The sequence below is a fragment of the Clostridium sp. MCC328 genome (assembly GCF_018785465.1).
In the GTDB taxonomy this organism is placed as follows: Bacteria; Bacillota; Clostridia; order Lachnospirales; family Lachnospiraceae; genus Pilosibacter; species Pilosibacter fragilis.
Window position 1 is genome coordinate 1 of the sequence record NZ_WQPW01000049.1, and the last position, 23,553, is coordinate 23,553.

At 46.8% G+C, this 23,553-nt stretch carries 14 protein-coding genes and 2 tRNA genes; 9 read left to right on the forward strand and 7 right to left on the reverse strand.

Annotated features, from left to right (window positions below; genetic code table 11):
- Positions 1-279 precede the first annotated feature (279 nt).
- From GPK83_RS08495 to GPK83_RS17130, 3 genes are all read right to left on the reverse strand, one after another.
- Positions 280-948 carry a hypothetical protein gene (locus tag GPK83_RS08495; RefSeq protein WP_215704543.1) on the reverse strand — a complete coding sequence of 223 codons (669 nt, stop codon included), beginning with the start codon at positions 946-948 and terminating at the stop codon, positions 280-282.
- Between the two features lie 33 nt (positions 949-981).
- Positions 982-4,110: a YDG domain-containing protein gene (locus GPK83_RS08500; RefSeq protein ID WP_215704544.1), complete on the reverse strand. Its 3,129-nt coding sequence runs from the start codon at positions 4,108-4,110 to the stop codon at positions 982-984.
- 316 nt (positions 4,111-4,426) lie between these two features.
- Positions 4,427-11,179 (reverse strand): YDG domain-containing protein, encoded by a 6,753-nt coding sequence (locus GPK83_RS17130; RefSeq protein ID WP_215704545.1) that lies wholly within the window; start codon positions 11,177-11,179, stop codon positions 4,427-4,429.
- A gap of 229 nt (positions 11,180-11,408) precedes the next feature.
- Here GPK83_RS17130 and GPK83_RS08510 point away from each other — a divergent pair, with 229 nt between their 5' ends.
- The 4 genes from GPK83_RS08510 (at position 11,409) to GPK83_RS08525 (ending at position 14,787) form a co-directional block, all read left to right on the forward strand.
- Positions 11,409-12,167 (forward strand): LytTR family DNA-binding domain-containing protein, encoded by a 759-nt coding sequence (locus GPK83_RS08510; RefSeq protein WP_215704546.1) that lies wholly within the window; start codon positions 11,409-11,411, stop codon positions 12,165-12,167.
- Between the two features lie 285 nt (positions 12,168-12,452).
- Positions 12,453-12,848, forward strand: a complete 396-nt coding sequence (gene tnpA, locus GPK83_RS08515) for an IS200/IS605 family transposase (RefSeq protein ID WP_345941789.1) — start codon at positions 12,453-12,455, stop codon at positions 12,846-12,848.
- A 54-nt stretch (positions 12,849-12,902) separates the two neighbouring features.
- Positions 12,903-14,159: a transposase gene (locus GPK83_RS08520; protein ID WP_275950622.1), complete on the forward strand. Its 1,257-nt coding sequence runs from the start codon at positions 12,903-12,905 to the stop codon at positions 14,157-14,159.
- Positions 14,160-14,400: 241 nt separating this feature from the next.
- Positions 14,401-14,787 carry a hypothetical protein gene (locus tag GPK83_RS08525; protein ID WP_215704548.1) on the forward strand — a complete coding sequence of 129 codons (387 nt, stop codon included), beginning with the start codon at positions 14,401-14,403 and terminating at the stop codon, positions 14,785-14,787.
- A 382-nt stretch (positions 14,788-15,169) separates the two neighbouring features.
- On the opposite strand, the gene GPK83_RS08530 is transcribed toward GPK83_RS08525, so the two are convergent.
- The 4 genes from GPK83_RS08530 to gpmI all read right to left on the reverse strand — a co-directional run bounded on the left by GPK83_RS08530 (position 15,170) and on the right by gpmI (position 20,444).
- The gene (locus tag GPK83_RS08530; RefSeq protein ID WP_118530572.1) at positions 15,170-15,883 is read right to left on the reverse strand and encodes a transcriptional regulator; all 714 of its coding nucleotides are present in this window, start codon (positions 15,881-15,883) and stop codon (positions 15,170-15,172) included.
- Between the two features lie 100 nt (positions 15,884-15,983).
- The gene (locus GPK83_RS08535; RefSeq protein ID WP_215704549.1) at positions 15,984-18,461 is read right to left on the reverse strand and encodes an ATP-binding cassette domain-containing protein; all 2,478 of its coding nucleotides are present in this window, start codon (positions 18,459-18,461) and stop codon (positions 15,984-15,986) included.
- 9 nt (positions 18,462-18,470) lie between these two features.
- A complete protein-coding gene (locus GPK83_RS08540) occupies positions 18,471-18,728 on the reverse strand; it encodes a TM1266 family iron-only hydrogenase system putative regulator (protein WP_118599001.1) in 258 nt (85 codons plus the stop codon).
- 171 nt (positions 18,729-18,899) lie between these two features.
- Entirely contained in the window at positions 18,900-20,444 is a 1,545-nt protein-coding gene (gene gpmI / locus GPK83_RS08545) for a 2,3-bisphosphoglycerate-independent phosphoglycerate mutase (RefSeq protein WP_215704550.1), read from the reverse strand.
- A gap of 957 nt (positions 20,445-21,401) precedes the next feature.
- On the opposite strand from gpmI, the gene GPK83_RS08550 reads away from it, so the two are divergent.
- From GPK83_RS08550 to GPK83_RS08570, 5 genes are all read left to right on the forward strand, one after another.
- A tRNA-Pro gene (locus GPK83_RS08550) sits at positions 21,402-21,475 on the forward strand.
- Between the two features lie 4 nt (positions 21,476-21,479).
- Positions 21,480-21,551, forward strand: a tRNA-Glu gene (locus tag GPK83_RS08555).
- Between the two features lie 650 nt (positions 21,552-22,201).
- Positions 22,202-22,798, forward strand: a complete 597-nt coding sequence (locus tag GPK83_RS08560; protein WP_215704551.1) for a lactate utilization protein — start codon at positions 22,202-22,204, stop codon at positions 22,796-22,798.
- An 11-nt stretch (positions 22,799-22,809) separates the two neighbouring features.
- Positions 22,810-23,226, forward strand: coding sequence for a CBS domain-containing protein (locus GPK83_RS08565; protein WP_215704552.1), 417 nt, complete (start codon positions 22,810-22,812; stop codon positions 23,224-23,226).
- A gap of 123 nt (positions 23,227-23,349) precedes the next feature.
- The gene (locus tag GPK83_RS08570; protein ID WP_021903995.1) at positions 23,350-23,520 is read left to right on the forward strand and encodes a DUF1540 domain-containing protein; all 171 of its coding nucleotides are present in this window, start codon (positions 23,350-23,352) and stop codon (positions 23,518-23,520) included.
- The last annotated feature ends 33 nt before the right edge of the window (positions 23,521-23,553 follow it).

A 23,553-nucleotide genomic window follows, 5' to 3' on the forward strand; every position in this document is an offset into this window, starting at 1 on the left:
GGCTATATCCTTCCCACTACCGGGCGGATTCGGGACTTGCACCCGCTAGAAACGTGCGCCGCCGGGCGCACTTTAAAAAAGCAATCGAATCCTTTCAATTCGATTGCTTTTCTGTTTCCGATGCCGATTAATGCTTTTTTATTATAGCGTTCACCGAAACGCCTAACAAGCTTAATTTTAGCAGATTTTTTCCTGCGCAGTGATTCTGGCAGGAATATGTCAGCTTCTCTTACCAGAATCACGCGCCAAGTCTCACGGAGGTTCGGCTTGAAACTCGCTTTACTGCTTGTTTCTTCCGTCCCAGACACCGTTTTTATCTACATAGTATCCGTCCGGTGTCCTTTGTCCGGCGTACATAATCCCTCTCTTTCCATCGGAAATCGGGTTAAAATAGTACCAGACTCCATTGAGAAGCACCCAGCCGGTCTGCATGCCGTGTTCCGGATCCATATAGAACCAGCCGCCGTAATTCTCATCCCTTAACCAGCCTGTTTTAGCATAACCCATTTCATCAAAGGCCCACCATTTTCCGTTGATCTTCTCCCAATGATATGCGCCGGTGCGGTCGGCCATTGGCCATGTACCGTCACTAAAGCGGAGCCACCAGCCTTTGGCGTCTTTCATCCAATGGCTGTAGCCATCGTTCACGGTCTGATTGGATGCGCCGGTGATGACGCCCTGTTCCACATTCCTGTAGCCCTTCTGACTGTCTCTCGTAACCTTGTTGGACGGATCCGGGGTTACTTTAACACTACTTTCGTTCGGATCATCATAATCGGAGCTGCCGCCGTCTGAACTGGAGCTTCCACTTCCGGAGCTTCCGCTATTGGAGCCGCTGCCTCCGGACGTGTTATTGCCGGAATTATTTCCGGAATTACCGCCGGATGAACTTTCTTTCGGAGTCACCGTCACCGCAACGGTTTTGACTGCGTCATTGAAATTCGCCATGGACGCCTTCACATACACCAGATAAGTTCCCGCCTATGTAAAGCCTGGGATCTCACTCTGGTAATTGACACCGTCCTTCGAGTAGATAAATGTTGCATCCGGGCTTACATTTTCAAGACCGGTTTCCACAGAAGCATTGATCTTCGGCTGCTGCTCGGTGCCGTTGTAGGTGAGCGGCGCTGCGGATACCGTCATGGACGCGAAATCACGTGGCTTGATAACGCCCTTCAGTGATGAAGTCTCGTTTATCAGCTCATAATTATTCACTTTATCACCCGCTAACGTGATGATTGTCGCATCTATATAGTGTTCTCCAACATCTGCGCTCCGATATGCATATTGGACCTGGTCCGCATGAATATCCTGGAGATCAGGCACACCAGAATCATTCCAAAGTTCAACGAACACACCCTGTTCCTCTGTAATATCCGTAGTCCCATCGTAGACTTTATCTACCGGGCCTCCTGTCATTTGTGATTTTAATTTGCACTTTTCGATTGTAAATGAAGCGTCCATCACACCTTCCCAGTAATTTCTTTTAGCTCCCATCAGTCGAACGATATATGTTCCAGCATCCTTTAACTCTTTAACTGGATTTCCATCCCTATCTGTCCAACCCAATATTGTATAATCCGCGCTGTCAACTTTATTTCCAGAAGAATCTGACCAATTTTCAAACGCTTCTACTTTTATTTCCGAATTTCTGACTTTTCCATTATAAACGACCGTTTGTGGATTGACCGTTACAGCCACATTGTCCTTCGTAAACTCACGTCTTTCAATATTTATTGGATCTTTGGAACGAAATACTTTCGACTCGTAATTATCCGTTATTACCTTTACAAATACATACTGATCAAACGTTACATTTATAATCTTAGGGCATTCTGACAACCACTGGTTTGACAATTGCTTGCTATCCTGTGTTGCAGCCAGTTGATATTCATACTTCGCATCAGCTGGTATATTAGTTGTTGTGATTGTAGCTGCTGGATATCCTTTTGCACCATTATATACACCCTTAGCAGCTTCCACCTTCAAGTCCCACCCAGTAGGAAATGTTCCCGGAGTAACCTTCAATGTTATCGTAACCGGCTTTGCAGGTGTATAGACTCCTGTCCCTTCTGTTGTAACCTGAATTACAAACGTACCTATCTTTTTAACCGTCAAAAGACCATTCGTATCAATAGTTCCTTTTCCTGTGCTTTCATTAAGAATTTCATATGTCAACGCACCTGCATTCTCTGGCTTTTTAATATTCGCACAAGCCTTGACATTCAATACCAATCCATCATTATATGGAACCTCCGCAGGATGGGTGAATGTGATCTTACCAGGATCTGTTCTGTTTCCTTCCGGCACATTTCCACTTCCACTAATTGTACCAGTATTTACAATTGTTCCATTTCCTTCAAAATTACCATTTGCAATAAGCTCTCCTCTATTTATCAGCTTACCATTATCTCCAATCTTTATTCCTCCAGTCTCTAATCTTCCTCCTTCTACTGTCATTGTAGTATTATTCACTATTTCAAGAATATTTACTTTCATGCTCCCACCTTTAATCGTCAGGTTGCCTTTTGTACTAAGTCCCGTATGACCAGTCGGGGAGGTGATGTTAATTGTGCCACCTGCAAGTGTAAAATTAGAATTTGGCTCATGGTCCACTGCTATCTTATTTTCTCCAGTAATCTCAAAGTTGCCTTCAGACATATTAATTGTTCCAGTTGCATATAAACCATACTTTCCATTTCCTTTTGCAGTAACTGACCCTCCATTAATATTTAAGGTTCCATTTCCAGTTACACAAATCGCTCCAGACGCATCATTAAATTTACCCGTAGCTTTCATAACCGCTACAACATTTCCACTTTGTACTGTTAAATTTGCTTCAACCTTTATCCCGCAGGATCCATCACCACTACCTGATGTTTGATTGCCATTAGCAGTTAGAGATGCATCTCCAGTTCCTGCAACAATTGTTGCGTGGGTTCCCCAGCCAGTAATGTAAAGTCCTATTCCACCACAAGACTTTCCTTTCCCATCCAGCTGATTATTACCATTTAACACGATTTCCCAGTCTCCACTAGCTATAGTAATATTACTTGCTGAAGTATCATTTAATGTTAACCGAAATTTATACTGACCATCATTTCCTTGTCCCAAAGAGTCAACCGTTATATTTGTCCGATTCTTTATATTATTAAAACCATTATTATAACTCCAAAAATCTGTCCCATTAAACTTAAGTGTTATGGAGTCCTCTCCTGAAGCCGGGCTTACACGTAAAACATCCCATCCATCATCAATCACCGCCGTCTGGTCTCCCACCACAGACACTTCCACCACCAGCGCATCCACGCCCTCTGCCAGCTCATATCCCTCTTCCAGTTCTGCCTTAAACTCATAGGTGCCTTCCAGTGGCCAGCGGCCTTCTTCGTCCTGCACATACTCCGGGCAGCTCCAGTTGGTGATTGGCAGATTCTTTTCTTCCCCATCTTCAACGTTTTCGCCGTCTTTGCCTTCTTCTACCCGGGCAATAATGGCCGATGGTAAATACTCGATGATCTCTGTAAAGGATGGCTGAGCTTCCTCAGTGATTCCGGTGAGCTCCAGTCTGCCATCAAGCAGATTTTCCTCCGGATCAAACCATGACCATGACAGGATCTTCGTCTGTGAAACCTGTGTGACGGTTCCACCTGTGGCTGTGGTATCTTTCGCATTGGATGGCGTGCTGACAGAAAGTGCTGCCTCGTTCTGAGCAGGCACATCGTTTAAGTTTTTATTTTCATCTGCATTACCAGAAGAATCCTTCCGGTCTGCGGCTTTTTCTCCTGCTTGCTCTTTCTTAGAATCATCCTCGCCTGTATTGGAAGCAACAGCATCCAACGTGTCGGCATTCTCATTATTTTCCTTCTCTGTATCCCGTATACAGCCACTTTCTACGCTGCAAATGTGGGTACATTCCGTAGGTTCCTTTCCGATCTGGGATGGAGTTGCTGTTTTGTCTGCATCTTTGTAGCACTCTGCCGTATGCACATGGACACACCGGTTATTCTCTGTATCCGGCCGGATCTCTCCCCATGCTGTATTCCCAAAAGCTGTCGATATTGCCAACGACATGGCCAGCCAGACCGCAGCTGCTTTTCGTGTATTTTTCATTACCACAACGCCCCTTTCTGATTCCTTTTCACTTTAATGTACGCTCATAAAGTCAGCCTATTGCTCTGCTTTCATTATTTAATAATCCGCGCGACATGTCAAGCAAATACACACGAATTGTTGTTTTTTGGCACAAAAAAAAATAAATAGAAATCCGGAAGGATTCCCAAAGCCTGCGGATCCATTCCGGATTATTCTATACTTAGTGCAAGAGCATCTCTCCGCGAAGATGCGCAGTGATTCTGATAGAAGCATGTCAGCTTCGCTGACCAGAATCACGCGCCAAGTCCCACGGACATTCAGCTTGAAACTCGTTTTACTGCTTGTTTCTTCCGTCCCAGACACCGTTTTTATCTACATAGTATCCGTCCGGTGTCCTTTGTCCGGCGTACATAATCCCTCTCTTTCCATCGGAAATCGGGTTAAAATAGTACCAGACTCCATCGAGAAGCACCCAGCCGGTCTGCATGCCGTGTTCCAGATCCATATAGAACCAGCCGCCGTAATCCTCATCCCTTAACCAGCCTGTCTTGGCATAACCCGTTTCATCAAAGGCCCACCATTTTCCGTTGATCTGCTCCCAGCAATGCGAAACACCACCGGAATCACGCACGCTTCCCTTCGGATAGGTATTATCTGCAAAGCGTAACCACCAGCCATGCTCATCCATCATCCAATGGCTCTTTCCGTCATTGACAAAGCTGTTTGTTTCTCCTGTGATAATTCCTGTTATACTGTCGATCGTTCCTTTGACTGAATCGTGGCTGACTGCACCGCTGCCGGAGGTTTTATCCTGTCCGGAGGACTGGTTGTTGCGACTCGGTCTTTCCGGCTCATCCGAATCATCGGAATCATCCGTTCTGTTCGATTCGTTCGGCTTGCCTGTTTCGCCCGGCTTTTCCGTTTCACCCGGCTTTTCTGTTTCGCCCGGCTTTTCCGTTTCACCCGGCTTTTCCGTTTCGCCCGGCTTTTCCGTTTCACCCGGCTTTTCCGTTTCGCCCGGTTTGCCTGTTTCGCCCGGTTTTTCCGTTTCGCCCGGCTTTTCTTCCGTTGCTGTCACTTCTGCCGTACCGGTCATCGCTGCGATCTCATAACGAGCGGATGCCCATTCATTCGGTGTAAATACCACCTCGTAGCTATGGGTGCCCGCCTGTGCCGTTAAGGCCGGATTCTTCCAGGCAAAGCTTCCGTATTCGGTGCTTCCTCCTGATAAGGCAGAATCACTCAGAGGACTTCCCGCCTTCACCGACGCTGCCGTCGGCCAGGTGATCTGCGGTGCAGCCACCTTTCCGATCGCGAAGGTATGCGCAGCCGGAGCAGGCGTGTTGTATTTGTCCGCCCACACATCGTAAGTGTCAAAATCAAACTCGGCTGTCATCCGGTGCGTTCCTACGGATGCGACTCCCGGCTTCGTCAGGTTGAGAACCGCAGTTCCAGCTTCCCCTACAGGGATCGTATCCGGAACCTGATTTCCATTGTCATAGAAGCGGATCTTACCCTGCAGCTTGTCACCATACGCTCCCTGAATACTTGCAATGATATCAAAATCATCCTCGTAGGTTCCGAGAATCCCTTCCGGCTGCTGCGCTCCGGTACTCCGGTTCACAGCCGTTAAGGCAAGGGTGAGTGTTCCTTTTTCAATGGTGATCGTTCTCTTTGCCGGTGTGCTTGTGCCAAGATAATTCGTTCCCTTTGCCATGGTGATGCTTACCTCTGCAGAACCGACACCATTGATGGTCACCTGTCCCTGTGCGTCCACAGTGAGAACCGTTTCATCAGAACTTGTATAGTTCAGAGCTCCATCTCCCACTTTCTTCACACCTGTCAAGGAAAAGCTGTCATCTCCATAGGTTTTTTCTCCGGTCCATGCTTGCGGATCGATTGAAACCGAACCCGGTATCCGATGGATAGTTCCGGTCTGAGCTGGATATGTGATAAGGTAATTCTGCAGATTCACTGCACTCTCACCCGTCTCAACCCTTGCCTCTGAGGAATCAATGGTTATCGTCTTACCAGTTCCAGCATTGGCATCTTCAAAGCTTCCTTTCAGGCCACTGATGGTATACATCTGACCCGAAGCACCTATCTTCACCGTCGCCTCTAACGCGATATCGGTACTTCCGTCATAGTCTTTTTCAATAGGCGTCGTAATAACTGCGGTCAACTCTTTCGGAGATATCTCCGGAGTCACACTTTGGGTCAAAGTTTCTCCATACTGCCCTTCTGATGTTTCAGTCGGTATAAATTCTACCTGATATGCAGTTGTTCCCTTTACCTCCGGATAAATGGATGAAGCGGGCGTTCCTTTCTGATACGCACTGAAGCTCCATGTTCCAGAAACCGGTGATCTACTATAATTAACAACCTGAAATCCCTCTGCCAACTGTACCGGAATCTGATCAAGTGTCTGTCCATAGGTTCCCGTCGTTTCAAAAGAAACTTTGCCGGCGGGACCGTCGATCAGTAATGCATCCGGTGTTGTCACTTCCAAACGATCCGCTGGCTTCGATGCAAAACTGTTTTCTGTTGCTTTCACACGAAGGGTTATATAATAGGTGTGAGCTGGCTTCGGCGACGTAAACGTCTTCCCCGTCTGCCACTGAAGCTCACCATCCGCAGATTCTGAAATTCCGTACTCACAACCGGAAACGCCCTGTCCCTTTACCCTGATGGAGTAGCTGTCTTTCGTTACATCTGTTCCCTGTATCTGGGCCGGTTTTGCCGGTCTTGCCGGAATCTTTATCTCGACTGCTTCACCTTCTGTGGTGGAACCTGTAGCCGCCTTTCGCACATACAGAGTAATCTCTGTCGCACTCACCGGCTGATTGTCCAGAATTTCCGTCAGAGAAGCCTCGTCGCCTGCCGAGATTCTTGTCCAGGTTGTGGCATTCTGAGATTCCGCATATTCGAGATCATACAGAGCCATATTTTTCAGGACTTCCCTTTGATAATCAATAGCGGTCTGTTCACGCTCCAATACATTCTCATCCTTACCTGCCTCAACCTTTCCGGTAAATTCCACACCGCCAAAGGAGGCTTTCACTGTCTCCGAAGCCGGAAGGTACATATAGAGCTTTCCGCTGGAATCTGTCCGGACATCCTTAAAGCCGTAGGAGCTTCCTTCAATATCTGCTTTTTCAACCAGTACGTTATTCTCATAGATACCGGTCAGATCCGCAGTGGTGTAATAAACCGGGTTACCGTTCCCATCTTTTGGTGTATTCTTCTGCCGTGTTCCATCTGCAGCCTGTTCCCAGCCATAAATCATAGGGCTTTTTATATATGCACCCGCATTGATCAGATGGATCGTTCCACCCGTAATCTTCACATCGGTTGGTGCCCATGTAGAGTTCTCTTCCCCCTTTCCAATATGAGCAGCGTTCCTACTCCATGCGTCTTTATTATCTAAGCATATTGTGCCGCCGTCAATCAGCACTCTCGATGAACTGTCTCTACCACTTCCGATGCAGGCTCCAGAATAAGAATAGGCTGTAATCATTCCGCCATGAATCTCAATCTCAGCAATTATCGCTGGGCTTCCAGCGGCATATCCAGAACCGCTTCCAATTCCGGCACCCTTCCACGAGCTTGCATTCACCGTTCCGCCTTCTATCACGATTTTACCGGTTCTATCCTTCGTAGCACTTCCTGTTCCGATTCCGGCACCATCACTACTTTTTGCAGTTACAACTCCTCCGCTGATCCGTATTTCTTTTACATTTTTTTCTGACGAAGCACCGATAGCAGCTCCGTCAGAACCAGAAGCGGAAGTTGCAGTTACAGTTCCCCCCTTGATGTGAATAATTCCTGCATCCTGCTCTCCATTTCCTCCAATTGCTGCACCAGTCTTGTCTACCGTTGTATTATTGAGCACCTCTATGGAGCCCGGCTGTCCCGGCTCACTGTCAATCGTAAGCTTTGCATCCTTCGCCACACTGATGCCGGCAGGTGAAACAGTGAACCTTGATGAAGATGCTGATTTATTAATCGAAATCTTGTTTTCCCCTTCCAGATAGGTAGTCACATGGGATTCTCCGTTTATCTGAATCGGTGCGATAGCCTCTGCCGGTGTAATCGTAAGGTTTTTTAATACGAGCTTTAATTCCTCGGAAGCTGGGGTATTCACAGAGAGATGATAATTCTTTACCAGCTCAGATGAAGTGATCCGATAGCATTTATCATAGGACTGGTCTATTAGCTTATCTGTAACCACTTGGCCGGAACCATCTGTTTTAGAATATAAAATTGTCAGCTTACCATCTGCCTCGGAAAAAGATATATTTCCAAGGGAAAGATCCAGCTCTCCCTCCAGTGCCTCTGCCTCATTTAATATGGTAATATCCGTTCCGGCAGCCTCAGCCTTTACCGTTTCGCTGTCCAGAGTAAAGCTTCCACCGGAGCTGCCCAAACCTGCAATACCTGTATTTATCACAAACCGGTAATTTCCGGCCGGAAGATATGCCAGAGCATATGCATGATTGCCTGCTTCTGCATCAATTGTCAGCTTCCCGTCAAAGGCAAACTGGCCTTTGTCCTGCTTTAATTCCACCGGAGCTTCTGAAGCAGCTCCAGCCAGCCGTCCGGCTGTCAGGGATACATTTGCTGCCGCCTGCACCTTTGATGAATAGAAGTGGAACCGGACAGGATACAGGGATTCTCCGATGGTGAGGGAAAGCTTCGTTTCCTCCTCTGACTTCATCGTGAGGGTTCCTGTTACTGTAAAGCTATTACTTTCTCCTTCCCCTCCTTCTTCCTGTACCTGAACCGATACCGGAACCTCTCCGGACAGAGGCGTATACCAGCTGACTTTATCCGTCTTTAGCTGATAACCGGAAGCTTTTTTAGATGAATAGATTACTACATCCGGTGCAGTGCCGCCTTCGCTTGCTTCTTTCCCGATCTGAGCTGTCAGGGTATATTTCTTACCATCCCTCAAACGGCCATCATGGATGGTCAGATCCATTGTCTTCTGGTAGGCGGTTTCTCCAAGTGTGACGGAGATGGTTTCATCCTTTCCCTTGTTCAGAACAACCATTCCCTCCATCGTCTTACCTGTCCCACCACCGGAAGGCGTCAGCTCTACAACCATCTGCATATTTCCGGAATGGCCTATCCACTGGGTTATATCCGGTATCGTTCCCATGAATCCGGAGACGGTCATTTCTGCCTTTGTCTGATAAACCGGGTTTGTTCTTTCTGTATCATTCTCCCGATACAGGGATATGTCAGCCTGATAGGTTCCACCTGATAGCTGGTTATCATAAGCGGTGATCCGGAATGTTTTTTTCCCGTAGGTGCATTCTCCCCGGGGCTCAATTTTGCTTTCAAGCGGCAGCTTCAGCTGCACCTCCTCGGAAATAGTGATACTGCCGCCTTCCATGCTATTTCCATCAACAGGCAGTAACACTCCATAACCAATATTTCCTCCCGTTACCTCCACAGATCCACTTAATGTCCGGATATCGCCACAGGATAATTGTAAACCACTCACTCCATTCCATCCGGTGCCGATGGCAGCTCCCAGATATCCTGATTCGCCATTATTATAAGAAGATACGGCTATATTGGGAGCTTCGCCTTTCGTCCCGCCGATCACGATCGTGTCTACACCTCCACCAGCTCCGCCTCCGATTCCGGCTCCTGTCTGCTTTCCTCCTTCTGCGGTTATCGTTCCACCCAGTATTTCAATGGTTCCGCCGATTCCATACCGACCGGTTCCGATTCCGGCTCCTCCATGATAATCCCTCGAATAGGAAACCCAATAAGCTCCACCTTTAGCTTCAATGTTTCCACCCTTGATTATAATCCTTCCTGTCCTATAGTTCTCATTTGTACCTTCGTAACCTGTTGATCCGGCACTTCCTCCGATACCGGCGGCCCCATAGGCACCTCCCACTGCCTTCAGGCTTCCGTTACTCTGCTCCGTAATAACCAGTGTTGCCCCTTTTTCCACCTCAATTCCGGCTCCATGCTCCAGCCCCAAAAGTGTATTGTCTCCCTCTAAGGTCAGATTCAGCTGGGCATTGCCTTTCAGGTAAATACCAGCCAGATCCCATCCTCTGGCACCGTCGCCACCGGATTTGATCGTTACATCTTTAATGGTCAGATCGACCGTAACATTATCAATTGTGATACCGCCCTTAATGTCTAAATAATCCCTCGGCTGGGTGCTCGGGCAATAGCTGCCGGTTATGGTTTTTCCATTAAAGTCATTTCGGTTATCGCTGTTAATGTTCAGATAGTTATTATTCAGATCATACTCCCCTCCTGCCAGAGTCATCAGCTGCATCTCTCCTACGAGAACACAGATTTCCGGCAGCTCTGCCTCCTCTCCCACCGGATATTCCTCCGGCAGAACCGGTGTGTAGACATAGGCACAGCCGTTGTAGTCCTGGTTTGCCTCACGATAGCCTGCCCAGGTCTTATCGGAGGTTTCGATAGGCTCTCCGTCCTCGTCAAATTCTTCAAAATAATCCTGTGGGGAGATCCCGCCGTGAAATTCCGGATAGTCGCTCTCATTGATATCCAGCTTCCATGTCACGCCGGAAATCCTGCTGATATCCTCATCTGCTTCCGTCTCCGAGTTTTCTTTTTCGGTGTCAGCTTCCGCATCTATCTGCTGCTCGCCTTCTGCTTTTTGAGCATCCTCTAAAGTTTCCTGCTTCATCCGAACCTCCAGAGTATCCGGAAGAACGATATCGCTTTCTTTGGCCCCCAGAGAGAGCTTCTGCACTGCAATGGCCTCATCCAGCTCCAGAAACGCCTCTATCTCTGCTTTTGTCTCTGCTCCTGTTGCTGTGCCGTTTGGTGCTCCGTTTGCACCTGACTCGCCGCGGTTATCTCTTACTTCCGCATTCGACGGAGAAGCATCCGACGGAGAGGCTTTTAATGCAGATTTTTTTAATGCAGCTTCTTTTTCTGCTGTTTCCGCAGTATCATCTGCCTCCGTTTCAGCCCCGATCCGCTGCATCGAACCGGCCGCCAACGCCTGCGGCTGCCATTCACATGTGTTCCATATTAATATAGCTGACAATGCAGCTGCTAAAATTCGTTTCGATTTTTTTCTCATACCATTTTCCTCCCATTGAGACAAATTTGCTATTACTATCACCAAAAAGCGGTGGAAGTCTTCTCGACTGAGATAAACATCAAGTTCCCGCAATATTTACATTTTTCGCATAATCTTCTATACTAATAGTATATCAATTACGTGTTTTTCTGAAAACCACCTCGACGCAAATGGTCAAACCTCGACCTAATTGGTTCAGAAGCATCGTGGTGAAGGGAGTGCTGCAGTGATGATGCATATTGCTATTGTGGAAGATTGCGTTTTCGATCAGAAGCATCTGATCGATTTAATACAGAAGAATTTCGAGAAATATGGAGAAATGGCTGATTTTACCTACTATGAGAGCGGCGAGTCCTTTTTAGAGGCTTTCCGCCCCGGTCTTTTCAACGCCGTATTTATGGATATTATGCTTGCAAAAAACGGCCTAAACGGGCTTGAAACAGCCGAAAAGCTTCGAGCTGTTGCCGCGCGGATACCTCTTATCTTTGTGAGCAATGAGCGGGACTATTCCCTTGAGGGATACCGGGTACATCCGCTTGACTATCTCTTAAAGCCGGTGGATGCGGACACACTGGCCTGGTGTCTCAATGAGATCCGCACTTTTCGGGCCGAACCGGCTTATATTGAGATTCAGGCTGTCCTTGGACAGGGGCAGTCATCCTGCCAGCGGATTCTTCTGGATGATTTTTTATACGCGGAAACGCAGAATCACCGCCTGATCATCCACACGTTAAAGGGGGACGTTGCCACGCGCCTCTCTTTTTCGGATCTAATGGCGCTGCTGCCAAAGGGCGGACGTTTTTATATGAGCGGCCGCAGTCTCCTCCTCAATTTTTCGCAGGTGATCTCTGTGGAGGAGGATGGCTCTGTCCGTTTAAAAAACGGCTCCTGCCTTTTCTGCAGCCGACGAAAGAAAAAAGAGACAAAAGAAGCATTTATGGCATACCTGTTTACCTGTATGCGGAAGGGAATGATAACCGATGAGTAATGCAGGCTTATTTCTACATACTGCTATTAATTTTGATGAAGTTGCAGCGGCTTTAGGACAATAAGCGGGAATCCTCGGTAATTCAATTACCGAGATGAAAGCGCAGGATTGTGCATATCTGCACATCATAACTAGTATAATGAGATTTTTTACTATTCACATTTAAGTCATTTAAGTTTTATGACATCAATGCTGGAACATGCAATAAGGAATCGAACATATTTTCGATTCCTTATTGCATGTTTTTGCTGGGTATGATATACTATATGCATGAAATAAAATCTAATACATTACAGAACCTGTGTGTGCAATATTAACTACCATATGGTATGGTCGGTGAAATACAGACGGAAGATATTAAGCCCGGAAGTTGAGGAATATCTGCAGGAACTGGTGCAGCAGATAGCTGACGATAAAGGCTTTACCGTTCATTTGTTTGAATGCGGTGAAGGAGATCATGTCCATTGCTTTGTATCGGCTCCACCAAAGCTGTCAATAACAGCAATTGTCAAGTATCTGAAGGGGATCACCGGCAGAAAATTATTCGAACGTTTTCCGGAAATAAGAAACCAGTTGTGGAAGGGAGAACTGTGGAACCATTCCTATTATGTGGAGACAATCGGAGCGGTATCGAAGGAAAATATTCGCCGTTATATTGAGCATCAGAGCAAGTCGTATTAATTCAATGTGAATTGTAAATATTCATTGCATGGCTGTCTGAATGGAGGGAGAGTAATGCTGTTGTCGCATAGAACATCTGTCAATATCCGGCCGGAATATTCTAATATCATAGGGCATATGTGTTATGCTGCTTCCAAACTCTGGAATGTCTGCAACTATGAACGTCGTCGATATAAAGAATTGGGGTTGGAGAAGTATCCTGACTGGTATTATCAGAAGAAGGTGCATAAGAGAGATCTGTGGTATAGACAGCTTCCGTCACAGACAGCGCAGGAGACCTGCAAGCAGTTAGATAAAGCCTGGAGCTCTTTTTATGCCCTTAAAAAGACCGGCGGGATCAAAGATCCAAATCCACCGCGATTTAAACAGGACAATATACCGATTACTTACATGCAGATGGGAATCCGGCACGAGAAGGGCTCAGACCAATTGCGGCTGTCTTTGTCAAAGGGTCTGAAAAGCTATATGGAAGAAACTTACGGGATTCATGAAAAATTTCTATATCTTGAAAATAAAATTTTCAGGAACATGGATCACATAAAGCAGCTGCGAATCTATCCACCGGAACATGGGACATGTGACCTTATCGTTATCTATGAGGTCAAAGAGCCGGAACCGCTTTCACTGAATGACCATTATTTATCAATTGATCTTGGGCTTCATAATCTGATGACTTGTTATGATTCCGGAAATGGCCGGACTTTTATTCTTGGAAGGAAATATCTTTCGTTGGAAAGGCACTTTCACAAAGAAATCAGTAGAGTTCAATCAATATGGTATACACAGCAGTCGGGGAAAGGCATAAAATATCTCCGATCATCGAAACATATCAAGAAGCTTTATCAAAAAAAACAAAACGCAGTAAAGAATTACCTCCATAAGGTGACCAGATGGCTTGCAGAATATTGTAGAAAAGAAGGGATAAGCTGTGTAGTCATAGGAGATATCCGAAATATCCGTAAAGAAAAAGACATGGGGCAAAAGACAAACCAGAAGTTTCACGGACTGCCGTATAATAAACTTTATATCATGTTGGAATATAAACTGAAACTGTATGGAATTCCACTGATAAAACAGGAAGAAAGCTATACCAGCCAGTGTAGCCCATTTTCATCAGAAATATCAAAAAGATATGCAGAAGCAACAAACCGAAAAGAGCGGGGCATGTATATAACGGATGGAATAAGATATAATGCGGATGCAGTAGGTGCATTTAATATCCTGCGAAAATATCTTTCCGTATCCGGAAAGCAGAATGAACTGTCCGTAACCGGACTAAAGAATCCAGAAATAATAAAAGTAGCTGTATAGCCGAAAGGCAAGCAGTAGTGGTGTCATGGACGCACCCTGAAATCTGGCGGTATCCCGCCAGATTTCAGATGCTCTGGTAACTTAGTTACCGAGTAGTTCACATCATGCAACCTATGCAAAGGTAACAAACGCCTTTAAGAAAATGATATTCCATTGCCTTCTCTGGATCTTTATATCCATAATCATCTGTTGTGGCACTGTACTGTTAAGCCATCACATCCAGCATCTGAAGACAAATGAATTGCTGACAGCTTATAATGCAACGACTTTTAAAGGAGGAGTGCGAACCAATCCGACCACGGTAATGTATACAGAAGGCAGCTCCTATCAATATGATGTCGCCGGGCTTGGCTTAAATCTTGATACAGACTTTCCGCATCAGAGAGCATTAACCTTATTATTAGATGACCAAAACCAGCTAAAAGGCGTGATTTCTAATGATGAATCCAACAAAATAACCGATATATTCGCATTTGGACTTGTTTTCGGAATGATCGAGATAGCGGTGATCATGATCGTCTATGCATTTTTTGTTCGTAAGCATACGTCTTATGGCAAAAAATGGTATGCCTTTATGAAATGGTTTGAAACCAGAGATGACACCCTGCTTGATATCATACGGGAATAATGCCATGCAAGATTTCTTTTACCTTAATTTCCTGTTACATAAAAACAGTCCCGGCATACAGACACTTCTGTCCATATCGCCGGAACTGTTTTTATGTAACAGGATCTTATTGCGCCAAAGTTCTCTTACTCTCTTACCAACAGAGACTTACCAGTCATCTTTTTCGGCTGTTCCCTTATTGCCCGCGCCGTCTGTCCGTGCCGTCCCAGCTTCCGTCTTCCTTATGTTTTGGTATTTTTTGAAAGTTGTTTATAGCAGAGCCTGTGGAAGCAGGGGAGAGTGGATAAAAGTACGGAAACTCAAGATGTATAAATCCTTGACATTTTTTTTATTCAATGTTAGAATGACAAAAAGAAGCGGGTTTTGCGACCGTACAGTATTATTACTCAAGCGGGTTGCTCGCTTCTTTTTTTGTGCGCAAAATATCATAAAGATACATTTTTCCATCTGCATCGTGCCGCACAAGCATTCTTGCTGAGAAAATATTATAGCGAATCAAGGTGCCATTTTCTTCGTAAACAGGCAGACCAAATCGTACATCATAACGATACCAACCATTTTTAGCTCTATTTCCATGTCTATCTCCATAATCTGGAAATTCTGATTTATTCTCTGCTATTTGTATTAATTCCTTAATTGCCTGTGCCGCGTTAGCTTTTGCCTTTGCATTTGCCCCCTTTAAACCACGAGCATCTTTTGCGTTTGCAAATTCATCAGGGAATTCTTTTCCAATATATATTTTTTCTGATGACTCTGCTATCTCGTAACACTCTCCAATATATTCTTTTAAATATTTTTCAACTTCTTCCCAATCGATATTTCTTTTTCCCTTAAACCGTATATCGTTTATAATTACGATATTTTTCCCGAATTCATCTTGAATAATAGAAACATTTTTACTGGCACTATAAAATTTATTCTCACTCCGCAGCTTCTCACTATACAACATCAATCTTAACAGATAATCCGGCATATTCCGATGTGCAAGTTCCCATTCCTGCACTGTCCTGTATGGGATGCAAAAATACTCTGCAAATTCCCGACGATTTAGTCCCATAATGCTTCTAAGTTCTTTTAATATTTCTTTGTTTTCCATTGATCCTCCGCTATAATATACTCATTGAGTATATTATAGCGGATATATTTTTATTTACAAGTAACTTCGTCTAAATATCTTGTATTATATGTACTCCACCTTACAGGTATCTCCCCGTCACACTTTCTTTCACATTTTTGATCTCCTCCGGCGTCCCACACGCAACAATCCGGCCGCCCTGTTCTCCGCCGCCAGGACCCATGTCGATGATGTAGTCGGCATTTTTAATCACATCCAGGTCGTGTTCGATGACAAGGACGGTGGCTCCGTTTTCAATCAGCGTCTGGAATACACCGAGGAGAACCTGGACATCCGCCGGGTGAAGACCGATCGTCGGCTCATCGAAGACGAAGACCGTGTCCTCCTGGGCTTTTCCCATCTCGCTTGCGAGTTTCAGTCGCTGGGCCTCGCCGCCGGAGAGACTCGGGGTCTCCTCGCCCAGAGTCAAGTAGCCAAGTCCTAAATCCTTTAATACATACAGTCTCTGGGAGACAATCTTCATATCCCTGCAATTCTCCAGCGCCGTATTGATATCCATATCCATAAATTCCGGCAGGGAATGGGAAACTCCCCTTTTATCCGTGTGCTTCACGAGATTCGCCTCCTTCGCGTACCTCGATCCGCGGCAGTCCGGGCACGGGATCTCCACGTCTGGCAGGAACTGGACATCCAGGCTGATCACGCCTGTTCCGTCACATCCAGGGCAGCGGAGTTTTCCCGTATTGTAGGAGAAATCCCCGGTCTTATACCCAAGACGGTTCGCGTCCGGTGTTCTCGCAAAGATCTTTCGCAGCTCATCATGGACATTCGCATAGGTCGCCACCGTGGAGCGGACATTCGTGCCGATGGGTGCCGCGTCGATGAGCTTCACTTGACGGATCCCCTCCGCCTGGATCTCATGGACGTGTTCCGGACGTTTTTCGCCGTGAATCATGGCGGATAACGCCGGGATCAGACTCTCTAAGACGAAAGTCGTCTTTCCGGAGCCGGAAACTCCTGTGACCACGGTCATCCGACCTTTCGGGATATCCGCAGACAAAGGTTTTACCGTGTGGATATTTCCGGTGGAGATATGGATTTTTCCATACTCAAACATATTCTCCCGATTCGCCCGGACTCTCGTGCAGGTATCCGCTTTTCCGGATAGGAACGGTCCCAATACCGACTTTCCCGATTCTTCGATCTCCCCGATGGTCCCCTCCGCAATGACGGTTCCGCCGCCAGCCCCGGCTTCCGGTCCCATCTCGATCATCCAGTCAGACTCCTTTAAGATCTGGACGTCATGATCCACGAGAACTACGGAGTTTCCGTCTGCAATCAGGTCATGCATGACACTGGTGAGTCCCTCGATATTCGACGGGTGAAGACCGATAGACGGCTCGTCCAGCACATAGAGGACACCCGTCGTGCGGTTTCTCACGGCTCTCGCGAGCTGCATTCTCTGGCGTTCCCCAGTGGAGAGTGTAGATGCGGCGCGGTCCAGGGAGAGATATCCCAACCCAAGGTCTAATAACCGCTTTGCCACCTCTAGAAACGACGCGCAGATATTCTCCGCCATCGGGCGCATCTCCTTCGGAAGAGACCACGGCACACTGCGGACCCACTCCGTGAGGTCATTTAATGGCATTCGGCACATTTCATCCAGGGAGATTCCCCGGAGCCTCGGCGCTCTCGCTGCCTCCGAGAGTCTGGAACCGCCGCAATCCGGGCAGATGTCCTGTTTTAAGAACTTTTCCACTCGCTTCATGCCCTTTTCGTCTTTTACCTTCGCCAGGGCATTCTCCACCGTGTAGACCGCATTATAATAAGTAAAATCAAGCTCACCCGCCTGATTGCTGTTCTTGGCATGGTAAAAGATGTGCTTTTTCTCCGCCGGTCCGTTGTATACAATGTTCTTTTCCTTCTCCGTGAGATCCTTAAATGGCACGTCCGTCCGCACCCCCATCTCCCGGCAGACGTCCGTCATCAGGGACCACATGAGGGAATTCCACGGAGCTACCGCGCCCTCATCGATGGTAAGGGATTCATCCGGCACCAGGGCCGCACGGTTAACAGTGCGTACGATTCCCGTTCCGTCGCATGTCCTGCAGGCGCCTTGGCTGTTGAAGGCCAGTTCCTCCGCCGACGGGGCGTAGAATTTTTCCCCGCACTTCGGACAGGAGAGTTCCTTTCCCGCCGCCACAAGAAGGGTTGGTTCGATATAATGTCCGTTCGGACATCGGTGGCTCGCCAGTCTCGACACCATGAGACGCAGGCTGTTTAAAAGCTCCGTTCCTGTTCCGAAGGTACTGCGGATCCCCGGGATCCCAGGCCTCTGGTGAAGCGCCAGCGCCGCCGGGACATAGAGTGCCTCATCCACCTGTGCCTTCGCCGCCTGGGTCATACGGCGTCTCGTGTAGGTGGAGAGCGCCTCTAAGTAGCGCCTGGAACCTTCCGCGTAGAGGACACCCAGAGCCAGGGATGATTTTCCCGAACCAGAGACTCCGCCGATGGCGACGATCTTGTTTAAAGGAACGTCCACATCAATATTTTTCAAGTTATGGACCCGTGCGCCGCGGATCTTGATTTTTTCGATCATAGTTTCTCCCTACTGCCCGTTCTTCGAATACATCACCTTCGCGCTGATCCCCTTGATCTTTCCAAGCTTCCCTGAAAGCGCATTGATCCAGTCAGACGGGGCATCAACGATGACGCTGATGATGTTCACTTGCTTCTTCTCGTACGGAAGTCCCATTCTTCCGATAATATACGGGCTGTAATCGTGAAGGATTCTGTTGATCTCCCCCACAGCCTCTTTATCTTCCACAATAATTCCCACTACCGCGATTCTTGTTTCCTGTTCCATACTGCTCTCCTTCTGTCCTGTCCGAAATCATTTCCTTCATCTTAATGCGCCGGGAATCCTTATGTCAAGTGTGCACAAAAAAATAGTCCCGGCATACAGACTCTCTGCGTCCACACTGCCGGAACCATTCTTCATATTTTCTGCCGCTGTTTTACAACACACCAGCCTTTATTACTTTCTCACAAGCAGAGACTTACCAGTCATCTCCTTCGGCTGTTCCATTCCCATAAGCTCGATCAGGGTCGGAGCGATATCCGCGAGGCAGCCGCCCTCTCTGAGGCCGTAGCCCTCGCCCGCGTTTACAAGAATGAACGGAACCGGGTTTGTTGTGTGAGCGGTCCACGGCTCTCCTGTCTTGTAGTCGATCAGCTGCTCTGCGTTTCCGTGGTCAGCACAGATGAACATCACGCCATCAACCTCTTTGATTGCCTCAACTGCTTTTCCAACGCACTCGTCGACAGCCTCGATGGCCTTGACCGCTGCGTTCTCAACGCCTGTGTGGCCTACCATGTCCGGATTTGCGAAGTTTACGATGATAACATCATATTTTCCGGAGCGGATCGCGTCTGTCAGCTTCTCACAAACGGCCGGTGCGCTCATCTCCGGCTGAAGGTCATAGGTTGCGACCTTCGGGGACTTCACAAGGATACGGTCCTCACCCGGATTCGGCTCCTCAACGCCGCCGTTGAAGAAGAAGGTAACGTGGGCATATTTCTCTGTCTCAGCAATTCTCGCCTGAGTCTTCCCGTGGGCAGCAAGGAACTCACCGAGAGTATTCTTGATCGTCTCTTTCTTGAATGCGACAAGTTTGTTCGGGATCGTCTCATCGTAATCAACAAAGCATACATAGGTGGTCTTGATCCTCTTCGCTCTCGCAAATCCTGTAAACTCGTCATCACAGAATGCGCGGGTCATCTCTCTTGCGCGGTCCGGACGGAAGTTGAAGAAGATCACGGAATCGTTGTCCTTAATGGTTCCGATCGCATTTCCATCTTCTCCTGTCACGACAGCCGGAACAACGAACTCATCTGTCTTTCCGTCATCGTAGGACGCCTGAATCAGTTCCGTCGCGGATGTTCCCTTATTGCCCTCGCCTGCTGTCAGTGCCTTATACGCAAGCTCCACACGGTCCCAGCGGTTGTCACGGTCCATCGCATAGTAACGTCCCATAACAGATGCCACCTTGCCGACACCGAGCTCTTTCATCTTCTCTTCCAGAGCCGCAACGAAATCCTTTCCGGATGCCGGCGGTGTATCACGTCCATCAAGGAAGCAGTGAACGAATACCTTGTCGAGTCCGTTTCTCTTTGCAAGCTCTAAGAGTCCGTAGACATGGGTGATATGGCTGTGTACGCCGCCGTCGGATAAGAGTCCAAACAGGTGCAGCGCGGAGTTATTCTTCTTACAGTTCTCAACAGCTGCAAGGAACTCTTCGTTGCTAAAGAAATCGCCGTCCTGGATAGACTTTGTGATTCTTGTCAGCTCCTGGTAAACGATGCGGCCTGCGCCCATGTTCAGGTGTCCGACCTCAGAGTTTCCCATCTGTCCCTCCGGAAGTCCGACAGCAAGTCCGCTGGCCTGACCTTCCACAAACGGGCACTCCTTCATTAAGCGGTCCATCACCGGCTTCTTCGCCTCATATACCGCATTTCCTTCATGTGTTTTATTCAGTCCGTAACCATCGAGGATCATTAACACTACTGGCTTTTTGCTCATGATTTTTTCTCCTTTATTGCGTGACTGCAGGAGCCAGCTCCAAACGGAAGCTTCCTGCGTTCTTTATAAATGCAATCATTTTCTGCGGTCGGAACGGAGCTTTCCGTCTAACGCTTTGATATTGGTACTATCATCGCAGAAACACCTATATTTTATACCAATTATATCGTTCCTGCAACTGTTTTGGAGGGAGAAATTGTTATAAATTTATCAGTCTTGATCTACACGATCCTCCCCGCCTTCGTTCTCTCCGGAATTTCCACTCCAGAAAACTCATACCCGAAAAAAGGAGCTTCCTTCCAGGTGAGCATTCTATCCTACAGCGATTTCACAATTTTTTCACATCAAACACAATATTTCGACACATTTTTCCAGTATCCTGTAAAGCGTAACAGGACAGCAAGCCTGGAACAAGATATACTTTTTCATACTTGACCGGCAGAGCGTTCTGTCGGTCCCTCCCTTTTGTTTCAAAAACATTTACAATATAAATCTCCTCTTTTTGAGGCTGCCGCAGGAGTAGAAATGCGGCAGCCTTTTTATTCGTTCCATCAATCGCTTGAACTACAGTTCTGTATAACAGACTGTACTGAAATATGATTTTTGCATCTTCATATTGCTTGCAAATGCTTGCATTTAGGATCTGCCGTCAGGATCATAGTGTTCTTATCGATCTTTGAATTAAATTTTCATGTTTCTTTTCATTTTTTCGGTTTCTGTGAACTTTCCGGGTATTTTTCTTCCCGATTGTAAGACGCGATGCCAATGCTCTTCAATCGCTGTTTTTCCTTATAAAATAAGGCTTTGTGGGGATTCCCCGAACCCGGAAGATTCTCCGAAATAACTTTTTTTCAAAAAATTGAAATTTCCCAAAAAAACGCTTGCATTTTTTTCAATGTCATGCTATTATATACGAGTCGCTGGTGAACAGCACAAAACGCAAAGCCTTAAAGACATCGAGGCGTGGCTCAGTTTGGTAGAGCGCTGCGTTCGGGACGCAGAGGTCGCAAGTTCGAATCTTGTCGCCTCGATTCCGGCCTGTTGGTCAAGCGGTCAAGACGACGCCCTCTCACGGCGTAAACCCGGGTTCGATTCCCGGACAGGTCATGAAGCTGTATGGAACTTCCATACAGCTTCTTTTTTTATATCTATCATAGTTTTCATTAATAGAAAATTGTAGAATATCAATATAAAATGTGATATGCTGTAAACGCTGCCGAACCTCCAGCAGAAAGGAGGTGTGCGTCCATGACCGAATTGTTCACCACATTTCTTGTCTCTGTTATAGCAGGTGTAGTTAGCTGCTACATATGCAAATGGCTGGACAGAGATAAATAGGCAGCAACAGCCTATGCGGAGTGGTTCACCGTAACGAACAAGAAAACCCCAGAGGTGGCAGCCTCTGGGGTTTTTGCGTCGCATGAGAAAAGTTCACCACATTTCTTAGCTGCCTACATCATATTCTATTTTTTTTTAAATGTCAATATGATATCAAAATCACCCATCCAAAGAACTCCAGGCAGGAACCTTTTTTCATATACTATGACTCTTTTCGAATTTTTTCACAAATAATTCATGTTTTCTTCCCTCTTTTTGTTACAATTTATGCTATAATGTCAATAGACGAGTCATGGTGAAGTATCATGACTCTGTTTACGCAAGAAAAAGCTGATCCGCTGTTGCTTTTGGACCGGTTTTTGCGTCACTGACCCGGCGGCTGATGCCGTCTGTACCCGAAGGAGGAACATTGAGAACTTATGGATTACGCAGTATTAAAAAAGAACTTTGAAAACCATCGTTTTCATACATCATATTTCGAGACAAAGGAGGAAGCTGCCGCTTATCTGAGCGACCAGATCAAGGGCGAGAAAGTCGGGTTTGGCGGCTCTATCACCGCAAAAGAACTGAATCTCTTTGAGATCCTCGGAAAAAACAACGAAGTGATCTGGCACTGGGAACAGGGACCGGATGCAAGAATCCGGGCAAAAAAAGAATCTACCGTATACATACTGAGCGCAAATGCCGCTGCAGAGACTGGCCAGATCATCAACATCGACGGGACCGGAAACCGTCTTTCCGAGAGCTTATTTGGACCGAAACGAGTATACTATGTGATCGGGAAAAATAAAATCGCGCCGGATCTGTCCTCCGCAATGGATCGCGCGCGAAATATCGCCTGTCCAAAGAACGCGGCGCGTTTTAACAAGAAGACTCCATGCGTCGTGTCCGATGACAAAAAGTGCTATGACTGCAACAGTCCGGAGAGGATCTGTAACGCGATCCTGATCTTAGAACGCCCCTGTACCGGAATGGAAGTTGAAATGGTATTTATCAATGAAGATCTTGGATATTAAAGGAGAGACACATGAATATTCTGTTTTTTCTGACACCAAAGAGTGATGTGGCATTTATCTATTCTGACGCGAACCTGAGAGAAGCGATCGACCTGATGGAAGCGCACCGCTACTCCGCCCTGCCGATCCTTACGAAACAAGGACGGTATGCCGGAACGCTGACAGAAGGCGACCTGCTCTGGTACATGAAGAGCCATCTGAACCAGAGTTTAAAGGATATGGAGTTGATCTCCGTCATGGAAGTAAAGCGCCGTCAGGACAACAGCCCGGTAAATGCCGGTGCAAAGATGGAAGATCTGCTGGACAAGGCGATGCAGCAGAACTTTGTCCCGGTACTCGATGACAATAAATCCTTTATCGGAATTATCACGAGACGTGATATCATGAAATATTTTTCCGGTTCCTATAAGAAAACAGGAAATGCTTAAGTTATTGGATTACGGTTCAAATGATTTTTTCCAGACTGTCGCATAAATTCCTGTCATTTTCTTCCAGAATTATTTTCTGCCGTCCGGTTATACTGATACCATCCCAGAAAAAGGTGGTGAGAAATGATGAATCAGGAAAAGAACGACAGCATCCAGTGCTCGATCCATAACTGCGTGCATCATGCGGAAAATGTGGATTACTGCACCTTAGACCGTATCCACGTAGGAACGCATGAGCTCAATCCTACAAAAAAGGAATGTACCGACTGTGATTCCTTCCAGTGCAAGATGTAGTCCGATCTGACGCTTGACGAGAAAAGAGATCCC

What these genes read in the sequence shown, in the direction of transcription:
- GPK83_RS08510 (WP_215704546.1), top strand. Translation starts at nt 11,409, where the DNA reads ATGATGCATATTGCTATTGTGGAAGATTGCGTTTTCGATCAGAAGCAT.
- GPK83_RS08530 (WP_118530572.1), bottom strand. Translation starts at nt 15,883, where the DNA reads ATGGAAAACAAAGAAATATTAAAAGAACTTAGAAGCATTATGGGACTA.
- GPK83_RS08560 (WP_215704551.1), top strand. Translation starts at nt 22,202, where the DNA reads ATGGATTACGCAGTATTAAAAAAGAACTTTGAAAACCATCGTTTTCAT.
- GPK83_RS17130 (WP_215704545.1), bottom strand. Translation starts at nt 11,179, where the DNA reads ATGAGAAAAAAATCGAAACGAATTTTAGCAGCTGCATTGTCAGCTATA.
- GPK83_RS08565 (WP_215704552.1), top strand. Translation starts at nt 22,810, where the DNA reads ATGAATATTCTGTTTTTTCTGACACCAAAGAGTGATGTGGCATTTATC.
- GPK83_RS08500 (WP_215704544.1), bottom strand. Translation starts at nt 4,110, where the DNA reads ATGAAAAATACACGAAAAGCAGCTGCGGTCTGGCTGGCCATGTCGTTG.
- GPK83_RS08495 (WP_215704543.1), bottom strand. Translation starts at nt 948, where the DNA reads ATGGCGAATTTCAATGACGCAGTCAAAACCGTTGCGGTGACGGTGACT.
- gpmI (WP_215704550.1), bottom strand. Translation starts at nt 20,444, where the DNA reads ATGAGCAAAAAGCCAGTAGTGTTAATGATCCTCGATGGTTACGGACTG.
- GPK83_RS08540 (WP_118599001.1), bottom strand. Translation starts at nt 18,728, where the DNA reads ATGGAACAGGAAACAAGAATCGCGGTAGTGGGAATTATTGTGGAAGAT.
- GPK83_RS08520 (WP_275950622.1), top strand. Translation starts at nt 12,903, where the DNA reads ATGCTGTTGTCGCATAGAACATCTGTCAATATCCGGCCGGAATATTCT.
- GPK83_RS08535 (WP_215704549.1), bottom strand. Translation starts at nt 18,461, where the DNA reads ATGATCGAAAAAATCAAGATCCGCGGCGCACGGGTCCATAACTTGAAA.
- GPK83_RS08570 (WP_021903995.1), top strand. Translation starts at nt 23,350, where the DNA reads ATGATGAATCAGGAAAAGAACGACAGCATCCAGTGCTCGATCCATAAC.